This window comes from Oceanobacillus sp. E9 (assembly GCF_001741975.1).
Classification (GTDB): domain Bacteria; phylum Bacillota; class Bacilli; order Bacillales; family Amphibacillaceae; genus Oceanobacillus; species Oceanobacillus kimchii.
The window spans coordinates 1-22,854 of the sequence record NZ_LSNA01000006.1; the positions used below are offsets into that span (position 1 = coordinate 1).

Below are 22,854 nucleotides of genomic sequence, written 5' to 3' on the forward strand. Positions count from 1 at the left end.
TGGTGAATGGTATAGCAGACGAGATCACTTGGTTAAAACTTGATGAAACTTATTATAATTCAAGCTTTCAATTAGGAGATCGTCATGATGATATTATTAAAATTAAACAACAATTAAATGCGATTGGATTTGGTGGTATCTCTGAGACTAATTATTTTGGAGAATGGACACAAACCCGTGTTAAACAATTTCAACAATATTATCAGTTAACCGTAACAGGAAAAGTAGATCATACTACTGAAGAAAAAATTTCAAGCGTCTATAATAGTCCCTTTCAGAATGGTAAACGCCATGATGGAACCGTAGAATTAAAAGAGAAATTAAATCATATTGGTTTTGGTTATATTACGGTATCTACATTATTTGGTAGTTTTACTGAAACTCAAGTAAGAAACTTTCAAGAGCACTATGGGCTGCGTGTAAATGGGATAGCAGATGAAGTTACTTTTGCTAAGATTGATGAAATTTATAATAGTCCATTACAATTAGGGAATAGACATCCAGATATCATAACCTTAAAAGAAAACCTAAATAATTTAGGTTATGATGGGATCGCTATAAGTGATTACTTTGGTGATTGGACAGAAAAAAGACTGAAGGAATTCCAAAAGGATTATGGCCTTCCAGTTAGTGGTATTGCAGATGAGATTACATTAGCAAAAATTGAAGAAGCTAGTGAAAATCGTTGGATTATAGAATATACGCCTTATCCAACCACATTATCTCAAACTCTAACTAGGCAAATGGCTGTGAGTCCCCAGACAGATGCGTATCGTAACTCTCCAGCTTATGTTCATAAGAATTATATTGAACTAAGTAGAACAGCTGCTATTACGGGGTCTAGTGTCAACTTACGCACTGCTCCACAATTAATTAGTAATGTTGCATTTAATGTAAGTAATGGAACATCAATAGATTATATTGAGGAAGTAACGGGTGCCGTTTATAGTGGTAGTAATAAATGGTACAAAATTCGATACAGAAGCCAAGTTGTGTATGTTCACTCATCCTTGGCCAATATAAATACACTCGTTGGAAGAACAACAGCGAACGTTAATGTACGATCTGCAAAGAGTAGCAGCAGCCATTCTTATGGTGTGATTCCAAGAGGAACAACGGTAAACATAGTAGAAGAAGGTGGAACTTGGCACGGGATTTCTTATCAAACATGGAGAAATGCTCCTGAACAAGATGTCTTACAGTACCTAGATCCGGATAACAATGATATTTTCCAACATCTTGTCCTCTCAGAAAGTGTTGGCGTGACAGCATCTTCATTAAATAATGTTCTCTCTGGTAAGGGTATCTTAAGTGGAAAAGGCCAGTCATTTATCAGTGCAAGTCGTCAACATGGTGTTAACGAAGTATATCTAATCTCACATGCATTATTAGAGACTGGGCATGGAACTTCAGATTTAGCTACTGGAATTGAAGTAGGTAAAAATAGTAGTGGAAATCCAGTGTTGGTAACATCATCTAATAGATCTAGTCTTACGAATATTAAAACATCCTATAATATGTTTGGTATCGGTGCAGTAGATAGTAATGCAAGAGCAGGTGGAGCTATTCGTGCATATAATGAAGGTTGGTTTTCTCCTGAACAAGCAATTATAGGAGGAGCTAAATTTATTGGAGAAGGGTATATCCATGGTGGACAAGATACCCTTTACAAAATGCGTTGGAATCCGGCTAATCCTGCTACTCATCAATATGCTACAGATATTGCTTGGGCAACAAAACAGGTAAATAATATTAAAAATATTTATGATCAATTGGATAATCCAATGTATAAATTCGATATTCCACAATACCGTTAATACTGATGATAATCACCACTGACAATTCTTTGTCAGTGGTTTTTACTATATTTCTACATTAAAACACCTAATCTATTAAAAATATGATAAAATGTACAAGGATATACAAAACTCCTTGAAAAGTGGGGATTATTATGTGGTCGATAGGAGAGTTGTTAATTGCATTTCTTTTATCAGTTGGAACAGTTCTTATTGTTACACCATTGATGATAAAATTGTTTCATACTTTGAATTTTGTAGATAGACCAGATCAAGTACGAAAAATGCATAAAATACCAAAGCCTAGTATGGGTGGATTAGGGATATTTATCGGTATAGCTGTTGGCTTTATATATTTATCACCAGACTCACCTGAGATGATTGGGATTATAATAGGTGCTGTAATTATACTACTAACAGGATTATTAGACGATATGTTTAATTTACGGGCAAGTTATAAGTTGGCTGGTCAATTAATGGCGGCAACTGTTGTTACATCTTCGGGACTTGTGATTGAGAAACTGACGATTCCGTTTGCTGGAACAGTTTTTTTAAATGATTATATAGGAATAGCCTTATCTATTTTTTGGATTGTAGCTGCAGCTAACGCGATTAATTTAATAGACGGATTAGATGGATTAGCTGCTGGCATATCAGTCATTGGATTATCCAGTATTCTGGTGATGGCTATCATGGACTATCGTATTTTAGTGATTGGATTATGTGTGATACTGATTGGAAGTACGTTAGGTTTCTTACCTTATAACTTCTATCCTTCTAAAATTTTTATGGGAGATACAGGAGCATTATTATTAGGTTATTCTATAGCTGTTGTTTCCATGTTAGGATTGTTTAAAAATATTGCATTCTTTAGTTTCATTGTTCCAGCAATCGTATTAGCAATCCCTATATTTGATACTATATTAGCTATTTTTAGACGCTTAAGTAACCATCAAGGGATAGCGGTTGCTGATAATAAACATATACATTACTTGTTAATGAATAAAGGGTATTCTCATCGGAAATCTGTACTGATTATCTATGGATTTAGTATTTATTTTGGAGTAATGGCCGTTATTTTTAATAGTGCTCGTATGATTACTTCATTGATGATAGGATGTTTAATATTATTTGCAATACAGCTATTCTCAGAAATAGTAGGCATTGCTGACAAGAAAAAACCGATCCTCTCACAATTACGTATTTTGGGAGAAAAAGTGAAAATTAATAGATAAATAAAACTACCAATCTGATATTTATAGATTGGTAGTTTTATTTTAATAATTTTGAGCGTCTTGTGATTCTTGAGTCTCGTTTGTCTGATTATATGATTCGCTTCCGGTATTCACTGTAGGACTTGATATCTCTAGATGATCTTGTAGCATAGTTTTTGTTTCTTGAAGTGCTACTTCATCCAATTGCCAGTAATACGTAGAACCAGGCTGATAATCAGTTCCTTCTAAAGTATAGTTATTAATATTTAACCCACCTGTTACATAACTTACGAAAGTTCTCATCTCTTTAAAACTCATATTTGTAGACATGTTGTCACCGACAGCATTTATGACATCATCAAAATTAAATACTGAATTAACTGAAGCTGCTTTTTTTGCTACTGCATTAATGATTTCCATTTGTCTTTTTCCACGTTCAATGTCATTATCTAATTTTCTAGTACGGGCTAAAGCAAGTGCTTCTTCTCCATCTACTGTTTGTTCACCGGCTAATAAGTGAATTGCGTCTCGTTTATCCATTGAGTTAGATTCTTTAAACTCATAAGGAACGTTAACATCGATACCCCCAATAGCATCAACTACATCTACAAAAGCATGAAAGTCTACACGAACATAATAGTCAACTGGAATATTCATCAAGTTTTCCACGGTTTCGATTGTTGCTTTAGGTCCTCCATACGCATGAGCATGTGTGATTTTGTCTTCATATCCTACCTCGGGAATATGAACATAAGAATCACGTGGTATACTAACTAAATTCACACTTTCTTTATCTTTGTTAAATGTAGCAAGCATAAGTGCATCTGATCTTGCATTATCTGCGTTATCACGGTGTTCATTTGCATCTGTACCAATAATTAAGATAGATACATTATCAATGTTCGGATCCACTTGTCCTTCTCGTAGATCTGATTTTTCTCTGCCATCATCTTCATACGAGTTAGAGACAGCATTTTGAGCTTGAACATATAAATGAACGCCGTAGCCTAACACTCCAAAAAATATAATAACTATTGGTAGTAAAATAAATAAGACACGCTTTCTTATTCTACGTTTTTTCTTTTTTCTCATTACTGTACGTGTTTGTACAGATTTATTCTTTTTCATCTTTTAAACTCCTTTTCAAAAGGATTTAGGTTGGAATTCTTGACAACCATATATCATTTTACTATGAATATAACTTTACGTAAATTTAAAATTACATTTCAAATGTAATTTGTCGGAAATTGGCTAATATGGTAATTTATTGTGAAAAGTCATCTTTTATCTTGGAAGTCGATATACCTTCAGTTCTGGATAAGTATATTACTTCACAATATGGATTCAAATAATCAAATTTACCTTCCCAATCACTTCCCATTACAAAATAATCGACATTATAGTTCTTAATATCCTCTATTTTTTGCTCCCAAGTGGATTCTGGAATTACTTTATCTACATACCGTATTGCTTCTACAATTAATTTACGGTCTGGATATGAATAGTAAGATTTTTTAGATTTTAATGTATTGAAATCATCTGTTGAAATTCCTACTATCAAATAATCGCCTAAACTTTTCGCTCTTTTAAGTAAATTAATATGTCCAATATGTAACATATCAAATGTACCATATGTTAAGACGGTAGTAATAATTTTCCCCTCCAAGTAAAACACTTATTTCTATATTATATAACTATATGGACTAATCCTACAATATAATTATAGAAAAATTTCTTGTTTTTGGATAAAAATTAGACAATTTAATTACTAACTTATCATTTCCCGGGAAATATCGACAGCAATCTTTTTTGTTTTCGGTAGAAGGTATATAATAAAAGTACTATATAATTGATGCTTTAGAATGGGAGTGCCTGAAAAAATGGGGAACGGAAACGTATGGATAAAGAATATAAAAACGATTTATACTGGTTTTGAAAAAATAGAGAATGCAGGGCTTTTTGTAAGTGAAGGGAAAATTGAGCGCATTATTTCCGAGAAGGAGCAGTTTGAGCCATCAGAAGGTTTCGAAGTAATTGATGCAAACCATGAATGGAATGCAATGCCGGGATTTATTGACGGGCATATTCATGGTGGATATGGCGTTGATGTTATGGATGCAGATGTTCATTCATTACAAATGTTAGCGGAAAAACTTCCTAGTGAAGGAACGACAAGTTATCTTGCTACAACAATTACTCAATCACCTGAAGAAATTGAAAAAGCTCTTTTAAATGTTTATTCGTTTGAAAATCAGGCTGGTACTGCAGAAATGATGGGTGTTCATTTAGAAGGGCCATTTGTGGAAGTGTCGAAAGCTGGAGCACAGCCAAAAGAATATATTGTACAGCCAGACTTAGATCAATTTCGACATTGGCAACAGATATCAGGAAATAACATTCGTACAATTACGATGGCACCCGAGCATGATGCAAATGGAGAATTTATTAAATACCTACACGAATCAGGCATGAATGTATCTGCTGGTCATACAGATGCTTCATTTTCACAAATGAAAACAGCTGTATCTCAAGGTGTTCGTCAATTAACCCATCTATGTAATGCGATGAACGGCATTCATCATCGTGATATTGGAGCTGTGGGAGCAGCTTTTCAATTAGAAGACCTACGTGCAGAGCTAATTACAGACGGAATTCATGTTGTACCAGAAATGATGCAACTTATTTATGATTCAATGGGTTCAGAACGAATTATTATTATTACAGATGCGATGCGAGCAAAAGGACTAGAAGACGGTGATTATGAATTAGGCGGACAACCTGTAACGGTAAAAGAGGGGAGAGCAACACTTGCGAATGGTAGTTTAGCTGGAAGTGTGTTGCGAATGATTGATGGTGTTAAAAATATGTTAGGGTTAGAAGGAGTTAGTATAGAAGATGTTATTCAGATGGCTTCTGTAAACCCCGCTAAGCAAGTTGGTATTTTTGATCAGAAGGGGAGTATAGAAGTAGGGAAGCATGCAGATATTCTTCTGGTAAATAATGAGTTGGATATTCAGTATACGATTTGTCGAGGGAAAACTGCTTATCGTAAGTAATGTATGAGTATTGATCAAACGTTTGATTAAGTCTATGCTATAGAAAAAGTATTAAAAAGAGGTGATTCATAAAGGAATCGCCTCTTTCGTATTAACTATTTCCTCTTTGCACGTTTATCCGCAGCACGACTTCTTGCTTGTGCCTCTTTGTCATCATAATCTGCTAATTCCTCGGAGAACTCAATATCACGACCATCTGACTTTTGATTTTCAGGAGTTTGTGAAAGAAAGTTGTTCTTCGACTTCTTGTGTTCATCTCTACCCATGATAATCACCTCATTGTATTAGTTTAGATTCTTAGTATTTACCAATGCGGTTAAATTATTATCACTAAAGCCCAAAGGGGGAAATTAAATATGCTATTGGGGAGGAATTAATTTGAAGTTGTGGAATATTCCCGAAAATAAAGTACCATCCGAGACTGGTAAGATAAACAGAAAATAAGCGCCCGTAATGAAGAAGCCATCTCCAAGATGGAAATATGTGTCCGAAATACACTAGCCGACCCAATAAGGTAATAATTGTCTTGCTATTATTACGTAAAATAAATGCCCAGAATACAAGAAAGAGTGAAAAAATGGTCACTCATAAAGGCGATGAATGCCCAGAATGCAAGGAAGCGTGAAAAAATGGTCACTCATAAAGGCGATGAATGCCCAGAATACAAGGAAGCGTGAAAAAATGGTCACTCATATAGATGATGAGTAACCAGAATACAAGGAATAAAGGAAACATGGGCACCCATAAAGATGATGACTTCCCGAACTCAAAATAGGAGACGAGGATAAGTAAGCTTTGATTTATGCTCACTTTTTACAGGCAAAGGTAAGGGAAACGGTTAAGCTCAAACTTACAAATCGAAATCCATCACTCAACCCTCACCTCTCATCACTCAAACCACCCCAAAACCCAACCCCAAAACAAAAATGCACCTTAATTAAATTGGTGAAAATGGATTAATCCAATCAATCAACAATGCAAGGTACCAATTAACTGGCGCATTTCGTTATGGTTTAACTTCATAAATCAATTCTTCCTATTATGTCAGTTGAAGCGAGCTATGCTTTCTTCACTGCAATTGCTTGTGTATAACTTATTGTCTTTAAATCTTCTAGTTCATCTTCACGGAGTAAACCTAATTCAGCAGCTGCATTAATTTTTGTGACATTTGGTTTCTTTTGCACTTGAATTAAATCATGTAGCTGCATTTCTTCTAATTTCTCTACAGTTTCAGCCTCACGGTATTTTTCTGCTTTTCTAATTTGCCGTATTAATTGATAACTTCCTTCTGAAAATTCCCCTTTTTTGTTTTCTCCTACCTGGTGGTCCATATAGGAATGAAACACCTCTTTCAGTTCTTTCATTTCGGAGTCAATTTCTTTCCGTAGCTTATTTAATTCGTAATATCGAGATAGCATATCTTCTGTAACTGCATAATCCCCTGTATTCATTAGTCATTTCCTCCTCAAAAAAGTCCATTTGTACATTCTATGGACAAGGAGTGGTGAATATTACTAGACTTGTTTCCTATACCTATACAGAGTCGTTATTACCATTTGGATTCGGGTAATAGTATACTGGTCCGCCATTAAAATTATTTACAGGGCGATCATAATTTCTAGGTTGCTGTGGGTATTCATTGATAAGATGACTTTGAGCTACTGAGTTATTCGGATACATCGTCTGTTGGGGATGAAAGTTTAAATTTGTACCTACTTGATTCATTTGCGGGTATAATAGATAAGGTTGTTGTTTTGGATGCCAATTTGATTGAATTTCTGGTTGTCCTTGATATTGTTGATTTTCCCAATCATGCGATTGATTTGGAAAAGAGTTGGATTGCTGTGTAGGATTCCCAAGTGGTTGTATATGCGCTGGTGTGTATTGTGGTAAGTTTTGTTGATATATTGGTTGATCTACATGGTCTTCTTCTGGATTGCTTACCTCTCGTTCAGGATTGGTTTCTTGTTCAGCTATTCCCGAATTTCGATTATCCCGATTTTGTATACAAGCATCTGTTGGACCAATAACAATTGATTGGTTACCAATTGGTGCAATTGCTTCACTAAATGTATCTGGATCAAGACAATACGTATGTGCCATCACTTCCACTGGTGTTTTTGTTAGGATATCGGAACCAAGAATATACTGTGGATAAGGCGCATCAAAAATGGCTAATAAATGAGTTTGATCTTCGGAAGCTTCCTCCCAATGCCACCAACCTTTCGGAATATTTGCTACTTCTCCAGGAGTAATTGTAATATCTTTTCTTTCATTTGTGAATGGATTAATAAATGAGACAACCACGCTTCCTGTAATACAGTAAACCAGTTCAGCTGCATTCGGATGATAGTGTGGTTCAACGACACGACCATTACTTAAATATATATCCAGCATTGACACGTCTCCAAGTGTATCTAATACATCTCTTCCTAGACGATTAATGTAGTTATTGTCATTACGAGTAAATAGGCGCTCCTGATTTACATCTAAAAAGTATTGTCTATTTGGATTTGAATAAAACTCCATTGGGGATAATCCTGCCATAAATACAACTCCAATCTTTAAATTTTCAATAGTAGCCTATGTGAAGAAGTGGTTGGTTGTGACAGATACCTAGATATATCAATTTAATTTTAAGTAATGATTTATTATATAATTTACTGTCAATTTGATGGTAGAATAAGAGGATTACTGTGCATTTTATAGACTAGGTTTGTTATATTTCTACATAATGAAAGAATGTAATGGAAAGATATAGAGATAGAGGAACGTGATTTTGGATGATTATCAAGAAAAGGAAGAAGCCAATTATATTGAATTCGTATGAATCAATATTGGCTAGATTGAGAAATGACTTTACGGAGAAAGAAATAATTGAACAACATTACTCCAAAAGTCATCGTCATTTTCTTGGTATGACTTCTGTTGATTTTTCTTTAAAAGCGATAGGAGCATCTTATACGATATTACATGAAGTGTATATTAAAGTTGAGAATCAATACTTAGAGGTAGATAACTTGATTATTACACCGCATACTATTTATATAATAGATGTAAATAATGATATCGTTGAACCTGCATTTGAATTTACTTCAGAACAAATTCAGAATGTGCCATACAAACCAAAGCTTATAATAGAAGATTTATTTCCATTCCAACAATTAGAAATTAAAAAAATTCAATTACAAAAATGGTTAGAGTCCCAAGAGTTATACAATTTATCGATAGAGGCTTTTATCGTCATAAGTGATCCAAAAATAATGATGAAGATTATGCAAGATACAATACCCATGAATGACTCGGTGATAATGGTGAATAAACTTCAGCAAAAAATAACGGATCTCGAACAGGAAAAATCGACTCATCCGCCAATCATTAATCATGAGAAGTTGGGAGATCGATTAAAATCTGTATGTAAAAAGAAGAAAATAAATATCTTGAAGAAATATAGAATCAAGGAAGGCGATGTCTTAACTGGAGTTGCATGCCCCGAGTGCGGGAAGTTAGGAATGCTCCGGTATAATGGGAAATGGCAATGTCAGTCTTGTAAGCATACATCGAAACATGCTCATCGACAAGCATTGATGGATTATTATTATATTTTTCAACGTTCACTAACAAATAAAGAGGCTGCCAAATGGCTACATGTAACATCAAGGCATATTGTGAAATACTTATTGAAGAGTGCTAACTATGTATTTAATAAGAAACAACAGAAATGGTTTTTGAAATGATAAAGGGTTATCCGCATTTTGTAAAGAGGTGAGGGTAGCCTTTTATCTTTGTGGATATTTAAAGAAAAGAAATTTTAAAAAGATCTTAATCAAAAAACCCTCGTTCATCACGAGGGTTCGATTAGAAAATATACTATTAATAAAAACGCTTGAAGCTATCGAAGTGCTTGCTCCAGTATGAATTATCTAGACTTGTAATTTGTACGCCGCTAGAACCAGCATGGATGAACTGGTTATTACCAATGTAAATTCCTAAATGAGAGATACCAGATTTGTAAGTATTTTTAAAGAATACCAAATCACCTTTTTGTGGCGAATTCACATAGTAGGAACGATCGAAATATCCTTGACTGGATGTACGAGATATTCCTTTGCCTGCTTTGTTATATACGTGATAGATAAAACCACTGCAATCAAATCCACTTGGTGTAGATCCTCCCCATACATAAGGAGTACCATTTAGACTTTTGGCCGTGCTGATTAATTTATCGACATTATAATCAACATCTGCATTGCTAGAAGAATTACTACTACTATTGCTATTGCCACTGCTTCCAGTAGAAGATACATTCAACTTCTGTCCAACTATAATTAGACTTGAATTTAAGTTATTCCATTTCTTTAAGTTTGATACGCTCGTATTATACTTCTTCGCAAGTGCGGATAATGTGTCACCTGATTTGACTGTATGTACCTTTGAGCTTCCTGAATTAGAATTACCACTATTTGAACTTCCTGAGTTGGAACCGGAGTTACTTGATCCAGAATTACTTGTACCATTTTTGCTTACAACAAACTTATCTCCTGGATAAATTAAAGTAGTTGAAAGGTTGTTCCATTTCATTAAGTTAGATAATGAAATACCATGTTTAGATGCAATTCCACTTAATGTGTCACCGCGCTTAACAGTGTATGTCGCGCTGCCTGAGGAATTGGAGTTAGAACTAGAATTACTAGAGTTTGAGTTACTAGAGCTTCCAGAACTAGACTTACTTGTTTTCAATACTTGATTTGGATAAATCACATCTGAAGATAAATTATTAATCGACTTCAAAGTGGAAACAGAAGTGCTATGTTGCTGAGCGATTTTCCATAATGAGTCCCCAGATTTTACTTTGTAAGATGCTGCTTCTGCTTCATCTACTGCAAAAAATGCCGATGCCACTACTGCACTTGCGGTAACTGAAAAAAAGATTTTCTTATTTGCCATTCGTAAGTCCCCCTAGTTGAGTTTAATAATTGAAATTTGATTGTAATAAACACTTCTGCCTGATCGTAGATAAATCGTATGAGAAGTCTGAAAGCGTTAGGATGTCGTAGGTCTAAAGAAGCGATTCGATAGTTGTGAGATTGGTTGATTTTTAAATAATATCCAATTATTAACAATAATTTAATCATATTATACCGTTTTTTGACATAATTTTATAGATTCAGAGGTTATTTGTAATCTATTTGTAATATATAACATGGGAATTCAGTCGCGACTGGGTAATTAAGCCTAAAAAATAAACCTTATTTTCAAAACTTTATAAAATAAATATAGAATTTACATAGTAATATGATATAATTCAACATGGTATTCGTCTAACAAAAAGAGAAGAGGATATTGCTTATCTTTTAATGACTAACCATACAAATCTACAAATAGCTTCTAAATTATTCCTTGGTGAAGGTACTGTAAAAAACTATATTAGTGAAATTTATAACAAACTAAATATCCATAATCGAACTAAAACAATTGAATTTTAAAATGAAGATTTTCCAATCAGAGGAATATTTTTCTAAAAGTGACTTTTTATGACAAAAGTCACTAATTATATGATTGGGTCTATAGTATGATGTATATACATCTTTTAAACAGATGATTATTGAAGTAAGGCGGAAAAAGTATGATAGAGGTTGTGTATGTAAGTAACGGTAAAGAACAAAAGCAATATATACATAGACTTTTAGAACGTAAGGCTGTACAAGTATTGTCATGGGATAGGAAAATCACGGATCGTATCTTAAGCTATAGTCCCGAAGTTGCTATATTTGATGTGGAATCGCTCTCGTATGAAGAATTGTTGGAGAAAATGACTATTATTAAAGAAATGCAACCTGATATTAAGATTATCTTTCTAGTCCCAACCATCCTTGAAAAAGAAATGTATACAATGATTGATAGTCAGGTGGACAGTATTCTCGAAAAATATCAAATGAAAGAGAATGAACTACGGCAAGTTATCAATCATTTACAACATGATTATTTTTATTTGCCAATATCCGTTCATAAAAGTTTGCTGGAGCGGGTGCAGGAATTGAAAAAAACGAATTTCGATATTTTCTACCAGAAGTTAACCGACAATGGCATTGAAATTAGCATTAAAGAAGCACATGTCGCTTATCGTGTAAAGGAAGGGTTAAGAAATCTTAACATTGCAAGTGAATTAGGCATTACAGAAGGAACAGTAAAGATTCACGTAAGTAATCTGTACCGAAAGTTGCATATAAAAGGTCGACGAAATATGATAGAATTTTTAAATAATCTAAAATCTGACTCTTTCATCAATAAGGAAAATAAAGAATTTAATGTTATTTCATAATTGCATAAGAAAGGGATGTGCATAGATGTCGTATAGGCAAAGGTTAGGATTGCTAATTTTGCTTGATTCAGCAATTGTCACTACTGCCATTTTCATTGCTTTTTGGGTCGTGTATCCAGCGTAACCAGGAGTACTCCTAAGAGAAGAATTATGGGTAAGTGCAATTGCATTACTCGTATTCCACCATGTATTTGCATTCATTTATAAGTTATATTACAAAGTATGGGCCTATGCTAGTGTACGAGAATTACTAGCAATCGTACAAGCAGTAACACTTACTGTTTTATCTGTTGCAGTTGTACAATTAATAACCAATGGAATGGTTTATCGTCGAGCTTTAGTAATTACGTGGCTATTACATATTATGTTAATTGGCGGTTCTCGATTTATGTGGAGAATTGTTCGAGATCGTTATATTAAAAAATATGGATCAAAAATGTACTCTAATCATTGGTGCTGGGTCAGCAGGAGCGATGATTGCTCGTCAGCTTCAAAATGATCACCAACAATCAGAGATTTACCCGGTTGCCTTATGGTGTTAAAGCGAAAGTATAACTGCATTTATTTAGAGAGGTGAATGAAAATTCATCTCTCTTTCTTTTATATGAAAGGATGATACAAGAGGGTTAATTATCTATTTAATCGCTTTTATTATTTTAATTTCTTTAGATTTTTATTGTTTATAAAATTATTGGACCACTAGTGGATCGATTAGATTTATAGTATACAACAACTGACCCCTCCCTAGTGGTATGTTTTCTCTTGCAATGTAAATTCATATTGTTATTTGAATATTTCCCATAACTAACAGCATAAAATCCCAAGGGAGGTGTAGAAGACGCTAGCCGTTAATAAAATCTTTAAAAGGATGAAAGATGGTTAAAGTTGCGAAAAATAATTGAAAGAGAACAAAGCGAGGTGTAATAAATGAAAAAAATTTATATGATTTTTATCAGTACACTATTGATCTTCAGTTTTCTATCTTTTTCAACTGTGTCAGCAGAAACTCAAAACAATAAAAAAAGCCTGGATGAACGAATAAGTGAATTAATATATTATTATGGTGAAGAAGCACGTACAGACGTTTTAAGAACGCTCGATCTAATGGAAGAAGAATTTCCGGAAGATTATAAAATATGGAATTCAGTCATTGAACAGTGGGACTGGATTGAGAATGAAATGGAGGAAAATTTAAATGTAGCTCCTGATGGATTGCCAGAAGATAATACCCATGTGTTTGTTGTCTTAGGATTTGCTTTAGATAGTAATGGTGAGATGGAAGACGAATTAATTGGTAGATTAGAAGTTGCTCTAAATAGTGCAGAAAAATACCCTAATGCTTATGTTCTAGTAACCGGAGGAGTAGAGAAAAATGGTTGGACTGAAGGCGATCGAATGCATGACTGGTTAGTGGATCATGGTCTTTCTGAAGACAGAATCATTGTAGAAAATGAAAGCTCAAATACTGTTGAAAACGCCTCGAATAGTTTTGAGATTTTGTACAATCAATACGATGATATAGATTCATTTTCTATGATTACCAGCCAATATCACTTGAAGAGGAGCAGTATATTCTATTACACCATGTCTCAGCTAAAAGCTAAAGAACTTCAAAAATCTCCCATTGAGTTTTTGGGAGAGGGTAATACTGGTTGGTATCGAGAAGATAAAACAGAAGAATCACTTTCTTTAAAAATAAGAGGAATGTATCAAATAGCCGGGGTAGAGCAATCTATAGACTTGCCAATTTCTCAACTAGAGGAATTGGAGATTGAGGGTGATTTAGAATACATCTTACATGAAAAATTAAATGTAAACGTTTATGCAGGATATGATAATGGTTATCAACGAGATGTTACCGAGCTTTCAGAGATTACAGGTTTCGATTCAACTATAATAGGCGACCAAGAACTAACCATTCATTATGAAGAAAACGGCAAAACTATAGATAAAAATATAAATGTTAGTGTTGAAGCGCCATCCCTGGATAGCATGCAACAACAAGTGAAGAACTTACAGGACGAAGGGGAATTTGCCGATGATAATGTGGCAAGGTCGTTGGAAGTTCATCTTACCGCGCTGAAACGTTATGAAGAAACAGAGCAAAGGGAAAAATTGTTGAAGCATTTAAATGGTTTTCAAAATCTTTTGGAATACCATCGAGATAAAGAGCTGATTTCTGATTATGCATATGATTTTCTAATGCGTAACACTGAATATTTATTAGAAGAATTATGGTGATGGAATTTTTTGAGGTTTAGATTAACAAGGTTAATAAAGAGTAATACTACGGGAGCTTAATTGTCTCTCGTAGTATTTATAATCAAGTTTAGAACTTAGCACCTATATCAGACATATAAGACTAATTCAGTCTATTGTAACCGTTAAGTAGGATGACACAATGTTTACTTGTTAATTTGAAATACTTTGTTGTCCAAATATAGTTATTCCATGTTTCATTCGCCAACTATCTTCATTAAAAAGTTATCACTAAACGAACTAGTTCCCTCCACGAGAAACCGAAAAAGACCCACCATTCTCAGATAACTTATTCGCTAACTTAATAATTTCTTCCGTAGCTAATGTTTTCTTGTTTTTCCAGCTATGCTCAGTCATAGTAAAACTGACCCCATATTCTATTTCATTACTTTGATTAAAAACTGGTGCGGCAACACAATAAAATCCTTGTGCTCCTTCTTGTTCCTCTATTACAAATCCATCCTTTTTAGCGTGTTCAATTTGTTTCCATAACTCATCTACATTACGTACAGTAAACTCGGTTTTTCTTTCAAATTCGCCTTCCGGATATACTGTTTTCAATTCTTCATAGTTAAATTTAGATAATTGAATTTTTCCTATTGCAGATGCGTATGCAGGATAACGTGTGCCAGGATCTGTCACTAGTCGTACTGGTGAGCTTCCTTCCTCTCTTCCAATGTAAAACACATCACTTCCAATTAATTTTCCCAGCTGGATATGCTCATCTACTTGTTCGATTGATTTTCTTGCTTCATTAGCGAACGTTTCCAAAATATTAAATTGGTTTAAATAGGTTGTTCCGAGGAATCCCAATACAGACCCCAATGCATATGTTTCACTTTTATCCTTTGTGACCCATCCCAATGTTTCTAATGTATGTAATAAAGAAAACATCGAGCTTTTGTTTATTTCTAAACGATTTGATAAATCGATTAATCTCAATTGATGTGGGGAATTTGCTATTTCTTCAATAACAGTATTTGCTCTCTCAAGAGCTGGTACCCAATACTTTTTTTTAGTCAATTTCTTATTCACCCTCATATTCTTTTAAAATAATAAACTTAGTTTAATAAAGAAAACTTAGCTATATTCTATTATAGAATTCATTTAAGTGTCAATTTTTCAATATTTAGGCAATCTATTCTGCAGATGAATTCTACTTTGCTAATTGTAAATAAGTTAAGAATGCAATTATAAATGCGGGAATTGTTTGACAATAAAATAATGTTGACCTATAATTAGTTTATCAACAAAAACTTAGTTTACTATATTAAACTAAAAGATTGATCAAAGTAAAAAATTACTGATGTTTTTTTAAAGTTTAATGGAAGCGTTATCAGTTTAGGTTCTATTAATTCAAATTTGAGAAAAGGGGTTATGATATGAGGTTACTCACATTTCAACACAATGAACAAGCAAAAGTAGGTATTCAACAAAAAGAAACAGTTTATGATCTGCAAAAATTAACTGAGCAGTTTAACCAAGCGAATGATGAAAATTTGTTAATGGAGTATGATTTGAATGATTTAGACTCTTTAGTTATTCAAAACGAAGAAGTTATGGAATCTATCATATCGGTATGGCAATGGGCAGAGAAGAATATAGATTCGTTATCCGGAGTTACCTACAAATGGGAAGATGTAAAGATTCTGGCTCCTGTTAACCGTCCTGGAAAATTAGTTTGTGTAGGGAACAATTATATGGATCATTGTATTGAACAAGATGTAGAACCACCGAAAAAGCCAATGATTTTTTCCAAATGGGCTTCTTGTATTATTGGTCCTGATGATGCAATTAAATTACCAGAGGAATCTGTGCAAGTTGACTATGAAGCAGAATTAGCAGTGGTAATTGGAAAGAAAGGAAAAAATATTACAGAAGAAGAAGCACTTGATTATGTATTTGGTTACACAATTATCAATGATGTAAGTGCAAGAGACATTCAATTTGAAGATGTACAATGGGTTCGTGGAAAATCCTACGATACATTTGCGCCAATTGGTCCTGTGATTGTTACAAAGGATGAGATTGAAGATCCACATCAGCTTGATATTACATTGGAGCTTAATGGGGAGAAATTACAAGATTCTAATACAACTAATTTAATTTTTGACATTCCTTACATCATTTCTTACTTATCAAAAGGATTTACATTTGAACCAGGAGATATTATCGCAACTGGAACACCTCATGGGGTTGGAGTGTTTCGAGATCCACAAGTATTCTTAAAGTCTGGTGACACATGCACGATCGAGATAGAAAACATAGGGGTATTAGAAAACACGGTAGATTAATAACAACTAAGGGGAGATTTTAATGAAAGTTTTATCATGGAACGGGCCAAAGGAAATGGATATCGAGGAAAGACCAATACCTGAAGTCAAACAAGATGAAGTACTCGTTAAAGTAGATGTAGTGGGACTTTGCGGATCAGAGATTGAAGGGTTTCTAGGGCATAACAGCTTGCGTATACCTCCGCTAGTAATGGGGCATGAGTTTAGTGGACGTGTAGCGGATATAGGGGAATCTGTTACAGGGATTGTAAAAGGAACAAAAGTAGTCGTTAATCCACTATTAACTTGTGGAACTTGTAAACAGTGTATTCGTGGCAATGAAACACAGTGTGAACATAGAGAAATCATCGGAATTCATCGTTCAGGAGCATTTGCAGAATATGTAGCAGTTCCCGGAAGTTCTATCGTTGAGATTCCAGAAGAGCTTGATTCCTTTGCAGCTTCCTTAGCAGAACCATTAGCATGTACATTCAGGGCAATAAGACGTGCAATCAGTATGCATACGGTGCCAAATATTTTGGTGTATGGAGCCGGAGCAATTGGGTTACTGAGTGCATTTGTAGCAAAGGAACTTGGGGCAAATAAAGTTATTGTAGCGGATATTAATGAAGACCGGCTACAGACGCTTACAAAAGTAGGGATCGAAGACACCTTAAATAATTCTAAAGATGACTTTGAAGATAAATTAAATGAAATTACAGGCTATAAGGGGATAGATGTTGTAATTGATGCAGTAGGATTTCAACCAACACGTACACAATCTGCAAATGTGGTTAATCCAGGCGGTGTAATTATGAATGTTGGTCTAGGAATTGATGAGACGATTGTTCCGATTAATCATTATATACGTAGTGAAATTACAGTTCTTGGTTCGTTCTGTTATTCAAGACAAGATTTCCTAGATGCTGTTCAGTTATTAATAGAGGAAAAGATTACGCCAAAAGGATGGACAGAAGTTAGGAGCTTGGAAGATGGACAACAATCCTTTATGGACTTAGTAGAAGGTAAAGTGAAAAGTAGTAAAATTTTTCTTGATTTAAATAGATAAAAAACTTAGATGGTATTCAAAGAACTTTCACTAAATATAAAACAATTTTGAGGAGGAATATATGATGAGCGTAACAGGACATAAGATTGTTGACATTCGCGCCTATGTTGTTGGCGGTGGCGGAGGTGACTATCATGATCAAGGTGAAGAACATTGGATTGTCAATCAAATTGCTACTCCAATGAGTATTTATCCTGAATATAAAAAGACACGTACAAGTTTTGGGATTAATGCACTAAAGACAATCGTAGTTGAAGTGGAATCTGATAATGGGGAAGTTGGAGTTGGGATCTCTACTGGAGGTTATCCGGCAGCTTGGATCGTGATGAACCACTTAGATCGCTTTATCGTTGAACAACCTGTTGAAGCAGTAGAAAAAATGTGGGATCAAATGTATCGGGCTACGATGTACTATGGGCGAAAAGGTGTCGTCATGAATGCCATTTCTGCGGTTGATCTAGCATTATGGGACTTACTAGGGAAAATAAGACAAGAGCCTGTATATGCAATGATTGGTGGAAAGGTTCGAGATGAAATTTCCTGTTATGCAACCGGACCTCGTCCAGATTTAGCAAAAGAGATGGGCTTTATTGGCGGAAAAATGCCACTAGTTTATGGGCCAGCTGATGGTGAAGCAGGACTAAGAAAGAATATTGATCAATTAGCTGCTATGCGTGAAAAAGTAGGCGATGAATTCATGCTTATGTGGGATTGTTGGATGGCACTTGATTTACCATACGCACAAAAGCTGATGGAGAAATCAAATGAATATGGTCTTCGTTGGATTGAAGAATGCTTTAATCCAGATGATTACTGGTCATACCGCGATCTGAAGAAACGTGCTCCTAACAATATGATGATAACTGGAGGAGAGCATGAAGCAACACGTTATGGATTTAAGATGTTATTAGAATTTACAGATTTAGATATCTTACAACCAGATGTAGGTTGGTGTGGTGGTCTAACAGAACTTATTAAGATTGGTAATCTTGCAGAAAGCTATGGTAAATATGTCATTCCGCATGGTAGCGGTGTATACAGCTATCACTATGTAATTACTAAAACGAATAGTCCGTTTGCGGAATATCTAGTAATGAGTCCAAATGCTGACAAGGTAGTTCCACAATACTACCCATTGTTAGAAGGAGAAGTTATTCCTGAAAACGGAAAGGTGAAGCTAGATGATCGACCAGGTTTCGGAGTTACATTATCAAAAGATGCTAATTTAACACAAGTATTTAAAGACGCATAAGAAAATTATGAATAAATAGGCGCTATTTCAGCAAACTTTACTGATTACTATTTAGTTGCTAGGAGGTAAGCGCCTTTTTACAGGGGGAATTTTTATGGGGGAAGATATGATGTTGATTGTTTATTTGGTAATAGCCTTAGCCATCATGTTGGGAGTTGTTGTATTTTTTAAATTGAATGTTGCCATGGCCTTAGTAATCGCTAGTTTATTCATGGGTATTGCATCTGGTTTGGGGTTAGTTGGAACGATTGAAGGAATTTCCAATGGTTTTGGTAGTATGATGCGAGACCTCGGTATTCCAATCGGGTTAGGAGTAATCTTAGGTAAGTTGATTTCTGATTCAGGTGGTGCATATTCAATTGCTCATGCAATTGTAACGAAGACATCTGAAAAACTAGCACTTTATTCTATTGGGCTTGCTGCATTCGTATTAGCTATACCCGTTTTCTTTGATGTTGCTTTCTTAATTTTGGTACCGCTTTCAGTGCAAATTGGAAAACAACTAAATAAGCCACTACCATATCCAGTAGGGGCTATTGTGATTGGGGCAGCACTTTCTCATACTTTGGTACCGCCTACACCAAATCCTTTGGCAGCTGCTAGTATTTTAGATTTCGATTTAGGTATTATGATTTCTATAGGTGCAATCGTTGGCTTCATCGCCACCTTGGTAACGATAAAAATTTTCTTCGTTATTCTTGATAAAGGTTTCTGGAAAAAGGAAACCGATGAGGATTCTACTATGGATAACCCATACGGTAAAATGGAGATTCCAGATAATCCTCCTTCTGCATGGATAGCGATTATACCAATCATTTTACCAAGTATTATGATTTTGTTAGGTTCAGTAGGGAATGTTATCTATGATGAAAATCCAGAAATTATTACGTTTTTAAGTGATAGAATTATAGCTTTACTCATTGGTGCAATTGCTGCATACTTTGTAGCAGCAAAATCGCTTAATAAGAAACAAAGAGATGCATCTTCTTCGGAGGCAATGCAAGCAACTGGTATTGTATTATTAATTACTGGCGCAGGGGGTGCTTTCGGCGCCATTATTCAAAGTACTGGTATTGACCAAGCTATCCTAGACATATTTGTAAGTGATGCACAATCTGTATTAAGTGTTATTTTATTAGCATTTTTCATGGGTGTATTATTCCGTACGATAACTGGTTCTGGTACTGTTGCTGGAATAACAACTATGACTATCATGGCAGGTGTTGTTACAGGGGTAGATGTTCATCCTGTTTGGGTAGCTATGGCTTCTCTATCAGGTGGATTAATGCTAGGCCATGTAAACGATAGTGGATTCTGGATTACTACGAAAATTGCTGGTTTAAGTGTAAAAGGCGGACTGAAAACGTATACTACTAGTGAGGCCATTGCTGGTATTGTCGTCTTGATTATCACTTTAATCGGTGCACATATTTTCTAGAAAGAAAATAATCCTTTAAAGAAAGAATAAACTGCCTCCTTTTACACTTTCATTTCGGTGTAAAAGGAGGCTTTTCATATGGATAGAAGACCAATAATATTGAATGTAACGGAGTTATATTGCGTAATCTATGTGTACCCGTTATATGCATTAACATTTTTAGAATTTCTAAGAGAGAACAGTTCCATCTGTGAAAATTGCAAAAAAATCTTTTATAATATCGAAAGTTAAAAAATATTGCAAAAAACATAATCGTGTGATAAATTAAAATAAAATGAATTGAATACGCTTTCAAATGATTGAATCCGCATTCATGTGAGGTGACTTTATACTATGAATGAAAGAGTGAGCGCCTACGATGTTGCAAAATTGGCTAAGGTTTCACAGACTACCGTTTCAAGAGTTCTTAATAATTACCCACATGTACGAAAGGAGACAAGGAAAAGGGTTCACGATGCAATTAATACCTTAGGATTCTCACCAGATGAAATTGCGAGGAGCCTTGCTAGTAAAAAAACAAATACAATTGGATTAATTGTAGAGGACATCTCAAACTCTTTTTATGCAGAAACAGCACATATTATTTTAAGAGAAGCTCAGAAATATGATTATGAAGTCATCATTATCGATTCGGAGACAGATGAAAAGAGTTTTCAAAGAGCAATATCTATCCTTAATGGAAAAAGAGTAGATGGTATTATTGTTGCTTCAATCCGTATGGATAACCAGAAAATAAGAGAGTTCTATGACAAAGGATTTCCCATCATTTTTTATAATCGACGAATCTATGGTATTGAAAAAAGCCATTATGTAGAAGTAGATAATAAATTAGGGGCTAAGATGGCAGTTAATCATTTGGTTGAGAATAAACATAGAAAAATCGCCTTTATTTCAGGACCTGCTATATATTCTACTTTCTACCAACGATTTGAAGGATACAAAGAAGCAATCAAAGAAAATAATTTAGAATATGATGAGTCATTAATTTATAAAGGAGATGTAAGCTATGAGAAGGTATTTCAATTCGCTTTGAATCTAATGAGAAAAGAAGATATGCCGACTGCTTTTTTTGCTTCAACAGACCAAATAGCATTGGCTATAATGGATGCAGCTGCTAGAAGTGGACGGCATATTCCATTTGATGTTTCCGTTATTGGTTTTGATGACATCGAAATTGCAAGTAACCCTTACATTGGCTTAAGCACAATCTCTCAAAGGAAAAGAGAGATGGCCGTACTGACATTAGAGAGATTATTATTATTAATTAATAATACTGATTCAAGCAATGATCCAAATAAAATTACATTGGAACCGGAATTAATTATTCGTAAAACAACAGGTGTCAACAATCATTAAAATAAATACGAATATTCCACGAGGTGAGGAAATGGTTAAATACAAAGCGCACGAACTTTTTGATTTATCTGGGAAAACGGCTATTGTTACTGGAGCCGGTAAGGGGATTGGGAGAAGTATTGCGTTGTTGTTTGCTCAAAATGGAGCAGATGTTGCCTTAATGGCAAGGAATGAAGAGGAATTGTCTGATGTTGCCAAAGAAATTGAAGCAATTGGGCAGAAAGCTTTGCCGATTCCAATTGATTTAACAAATATTAATGAAATTCCAAGTGTGGTAGAAAAGGTATATAAGTATTTTGGCAAGATAGATATATTGGTTAATAATGCTGGAATGAATATCCCGAAGCAAGCTGAAGAGGTTACGGAAGATGATTGGGATAGAATTATCGATATAAATGTAAAAAGCGTGTTTTTCATCAGCCAAGCCGTAGGGAAATATATGAAAGCTGCTGAGCAAGGTAAAATTATCAATGTTTCCTCGCAAATGGCTTTTGTTGGCTATTATAAACGGTCTGTATATGCCTCTAGTAAAGGGGCACTCACTCAATTAACCAGATCATTATCAATTGAATGGGCCCCTTACAACATAAATGTAAATGCTGTAGCACCAACTTTTATTGAAACACCGATGACAAGAAAAATGTTAGTTGATAAGGATTTTAAAAATGATGTATTAAATCGTATTCCTTTAAGAAGATTGGCGAAAGAAGAAGATTTATTTGGTGCTTTTGTTTATCTTGCATCAAATGCATCTAATATGGTAACTGGTCAAACGCTGATTGTAGATGGCGGATGGACTGTTTGGTGATTTTTTGAATG

The 22,854-nt window shown here is 34.6% G+C and carries 21 protein-coding genes and 1 pseudogene; 14 read left to right on the plus strand and 8 right to left on the minus strand.

Going from position 1 to position 22,854, the window contains the following annotated elements; all coding sequences use genetic code 11:
* Nucleotides 1-1,817, plus strand: a 1,817-nt coding sequence (locus AQ616_RS07050) for a peptidoglycan-binding protein (RefSeq protein ID WP_205634383.1), incomplete at its 5' end; no start/stop codon positions are given.
* A gap of 134 nt (nt 1,818-1,951) precedes the next feature.
* Nucleotides 1,952-3,031, plus strand: coding sequence for a glycosyltransferase family 4 protein (locus tag AQ616_RS07055; RefSeq protein WP_017798132.1), 1,080 nt, complete (start codon nt 1,952-1,954; stop codon nt 3,029-3,031).
* Nucleotides 3,032-3,073: 42 nt separating this feature from the next.
* Here the strand turns inward: AQ616_RS07055 and AQ616_RS07060 are convergent, their stop codons facing one another.
* The gene (locus AQ616_RS07060; RefSeq protein ID WP_069685364.1) at nt 3,074-4,138 is read right to left on the minus strand and encodes an LCP family protein; all 1,065 of its coding nucleotides are present in this window, start codon (nt 4,136-4,138) and stop codon (nt 3,074-3,076) included.
* Nucleotides 4,139-4,274: 136 nt separating this feature from the next.
* A complete protein-coding gene (gene tagD / locus AQ616_RS07065) occupies nt 4,275-4,661 on the minus strand; it encodes a glycerol-3-phosphate cytidylyltransferase (RefSeq protein ID WP_026133829.1) in 387 nt (128 codons plus the stop codon).
* A 229-nt stretch (nt 4,662-4,890) separates the two neighbouring features.
* Between tagD and nagA the strand changes: the two genes are divergently transcribed.
* Nucleotides 4,891-6,066: an N-acetylglucosamine-6-phosphate deacetylase gene (gene nagA, locus AQ616_RS07070; protein WP_069685365.1), complete on the plus strand. Its 1,176-nt coding sequence runs from the start codon at nt 4,891-4,893 to the stop codon at nt 6,064-6,066.
* A gap of 95 nt (nt 6,067-6,161) precedes the next feature.
* Here nagA and AQ616_RS07075 read toward each other — a convergent pair whose 3' ends face one another.
* From AQ616_RS07075 to AQ616_RS20180, 3 genes and pseudogenes are all read right to left on the minus strand, one after another.
* Nucleotides 6,162-6,332: a YfhD family protein gene (locus tag AQ616_RS07075; protein ID WP_017798128.1), complete on the minus strand. Its 171-nt coding sequence runs from the start codon at nt 6,330-6,332 to the stop codon at nt 6,162-6,164.
* Between the two features lie 792 nt (nt 6,333-7,124).
* Entirely contained in the window at nt 7,125-7,517 is a 393-nt protein-coding gene (locus tag AQ616_RS07080) for a hypothetical protein (protein ID WP_069685366.1), read from the minus strand.
* A 532-nt stretch (nt 7,518-8,049) separates the two neighbouring features.
* Nucleotides 8,050-8,595: pseudogene (locus AQ616_RS20180) on the minus strand (cupin domain-containing protein); the annotation flags it as partial.
* A 254-nt stretch (nt 8,596-8,849) separates the two neighbouring features.
* Here AQ616_RS20180 and AQ616_RS07090 point away from each other — a divergent pair.
* Nucleotides 8,850-9,803 carry an NERD domain-containing protein gene (locus AQ616_RS07090; protein WP_069685368.1) on the plus strand — a complete coding sequence of 318 codons (954 nt, stop codon included), beginning with the start codon at nt 8,850-8,852 and terminating at the stop codon, nt 9,801-9,803.
* Nucleotides 9,804-9,939: 136 nt separating this feature from the next.
* On the opposite strand, the gene AQ616_RS07095 is transcribed toward AQ616_RS07090, so the two are convergent.
* Nucleotides 9,940-11,013 carry a C40 family peptidase gene (locus AQ616_RS07095; RefSeq protein ID WP_017798124.1) on the minus strand — a complete coding sequence of 358 codons (1,074 nt, stop codon included), beginning with the start codon at nt 11,011-11,013 and terminating at the stop codon, nt 9,940-9,942.
* Nucleotides 11,014-11,423: 410 nt separating this feature from the next.
* Between AQ616_RS07095 and AQ616_RS19415 the strand changes: the two genes are divergently transcribed.
* Both AQ616_RS19415 and AQ616_RS07100 read left to right on the plus strand, forming a co-directional pair.
* A complete protein-coding gene (locus tag AQ616_RS19415) occupies nt 11,424-11,552 on the plus strand; it encodes a response regulator transcription factor (RefSeq protein WP_240490477.1) in 129 nt (42 codons plus the stop codon).
* A 140-nt stretch (nt 11,553-11,692) separates the two neighbouring features.
* Entirely contained in the window at nt 11,693-12,388 is a 696-nt protein-coding gene (locus AQ616_RS07100) for a LuxR C-terminal-related transcriptional regulator (RefSeq protein ID WP_069685369.1), read from the plus strand.
* On the opposite strand, the gene AQ616_RS19885 is transcribed toward AQ616_RS07100, so the two are convergent.
* Entirely contained in the window at nt 12,383-12,589 is a 207-nt protein-coding gene (locus AQ616_RS19885; RefSeq protein ID WP_240490478.1) for a hypothetical protein, read from the minus strand. The genes AQ616_RS07100 and AQ616_RS19885 overlap by 6 nt on opposite strands.
* A gap of 224 nt (nt 12,590-12,813) precedes the next feature.
* Here AQ616_RS19885 and AQ616_RS20185 point away from each other — a divergent pair, with 224 nt between their 5' ends.
* Nucleotides 12,814-12,930 carry a nucleoside-diphosphate sugar epimerase/dehydratase gene (locus tag AQ616_RS20185; protein ID WP_416375726.1) on the plus strand — a complete coding sequence of 39 codons (117 nt, stop codon included), beginning with the start codon at nt 12,814-12,816 and terminating at the stop codon, nt 12,928-12,930.
* Nucleotides 12,931-13,315: 385 nt separating this feature from the next.
* Nucleotides 13,316-14,629 carry a YdcF family protein gene (locus tag AQ616_RS07105; RefSeq protein ID WP_069685370.1) on the plus strand — a complete coding sequence of 438 codons (1,314 nt, stop codon included), beginning with the start codon at nt 13,316-13,318 and terminating at the stop codon, nt 14,627-14,629.
* Between the two features lie 258 nt (nt 14,630-14,887).
* Here AQ616_RS07105 and AQ616_RS07110 read toward each other — a convergent pair whose 3' ends face one another.
* Nucleotides 14,888-15,670, minus strand: a complete 783-nt coding sequence (locus tag AQ616_RS07110; protein WP_084822440.1) for an IclR family transcriptional regulator — start codon at nt 15,668-15,670, stop codon at nt 14,888-14,890.
* 359 nt (nt 15,671-16,029) lie between these two features.
* Between AQ616_RS07110 and AQ616_RS07115 the strand changes: the two genes are divergently transcribed.
* The 6 genes from AQ616_RS07115 to AQ616_RS07140 all read left to right on the plus strand — a co-directional run bounded on the left by AQ616_RS07115 (nt 16,030) and on the right by AQ616_RS07140 (nt 22,843).
* On the plus strand, nt 16,030-16,941 hold the full coding sequence (locus tag AQ616_RS07115; RefSeq protein ID WP_069685372.1) for a fumarylacetoacetate hydrolase family protein: 912 nt from the start codon (nt 16,030-16,032) through the stop codon (nt 16,939-16,941).
* A 22-nt stretch (nt 16,942-16,963) separates the two neighbouring features.
* Nucleotides 16,964-17,989 (plus strand): zinc-dependent alcohol dehydrogenase, encoded by a 1,026-nt coding sequence (locus tag AQ616_RS07120; RefSeq protein ID WP_017798103.1) that lies wholly within the window; start codon nt 16,964-16,966, stop codon nt 17,987-17,989.
* Between the two features lie 64 nt (nt 17,990-18,053).
* Nucleotides 18,054-19,241, plus strand: coding sequence for an L-rhamnonate dehydratase (rhmD, locus tag AQ616_RS07125; RefSeq protein WP_069685373.1), 1,188 nt, complete (start codon nt 18,054-18,056; stop codon nt 19,239-19,241).
* A gap of 94 nt (nt 19,242-19,335) precedes the next feature.
* Nucleotides 19,336-20,679: a GntP family permease gene (locus AQ616_RS07130; RefSeq protein WP_069685374.1), complete on the plus strand. Its 1,344-nt coding sequence runs from the start codon at nt 19,336-19,338 to the stop codon at nt 20,677-20,679.
* A 333-nt stretch (nt 20,680-21,012) separates the two neighbouring features.
* Nucleotides 21,013-22,035, plus strand: coding sequence for a LacI family DNA-binding transcriptional regulator (locus tag AQ616_RS07135; RefSeq protein WP_017798099.1), 1,023 nt, complete (start codon nt 21,013-21,015; stop codon nt 22,033-22,035).
* A 31-nt stretch (nt 22,036-22,066) separates the two neighbouring features.
* Nucleotides 22,067-22,843, plus strand: a complete 777-nt coding sequence (locus AQ616_RS07140) for an SDR family NAD(P)-dependent oxidoreductase (protein ID WP_069685375.1) — start codon at nt 22,067-22,069, stop codon at nt 22,841-22,843.
* Nucleotides 22,844-22,854: the final 11 nt, after the last annotated feature.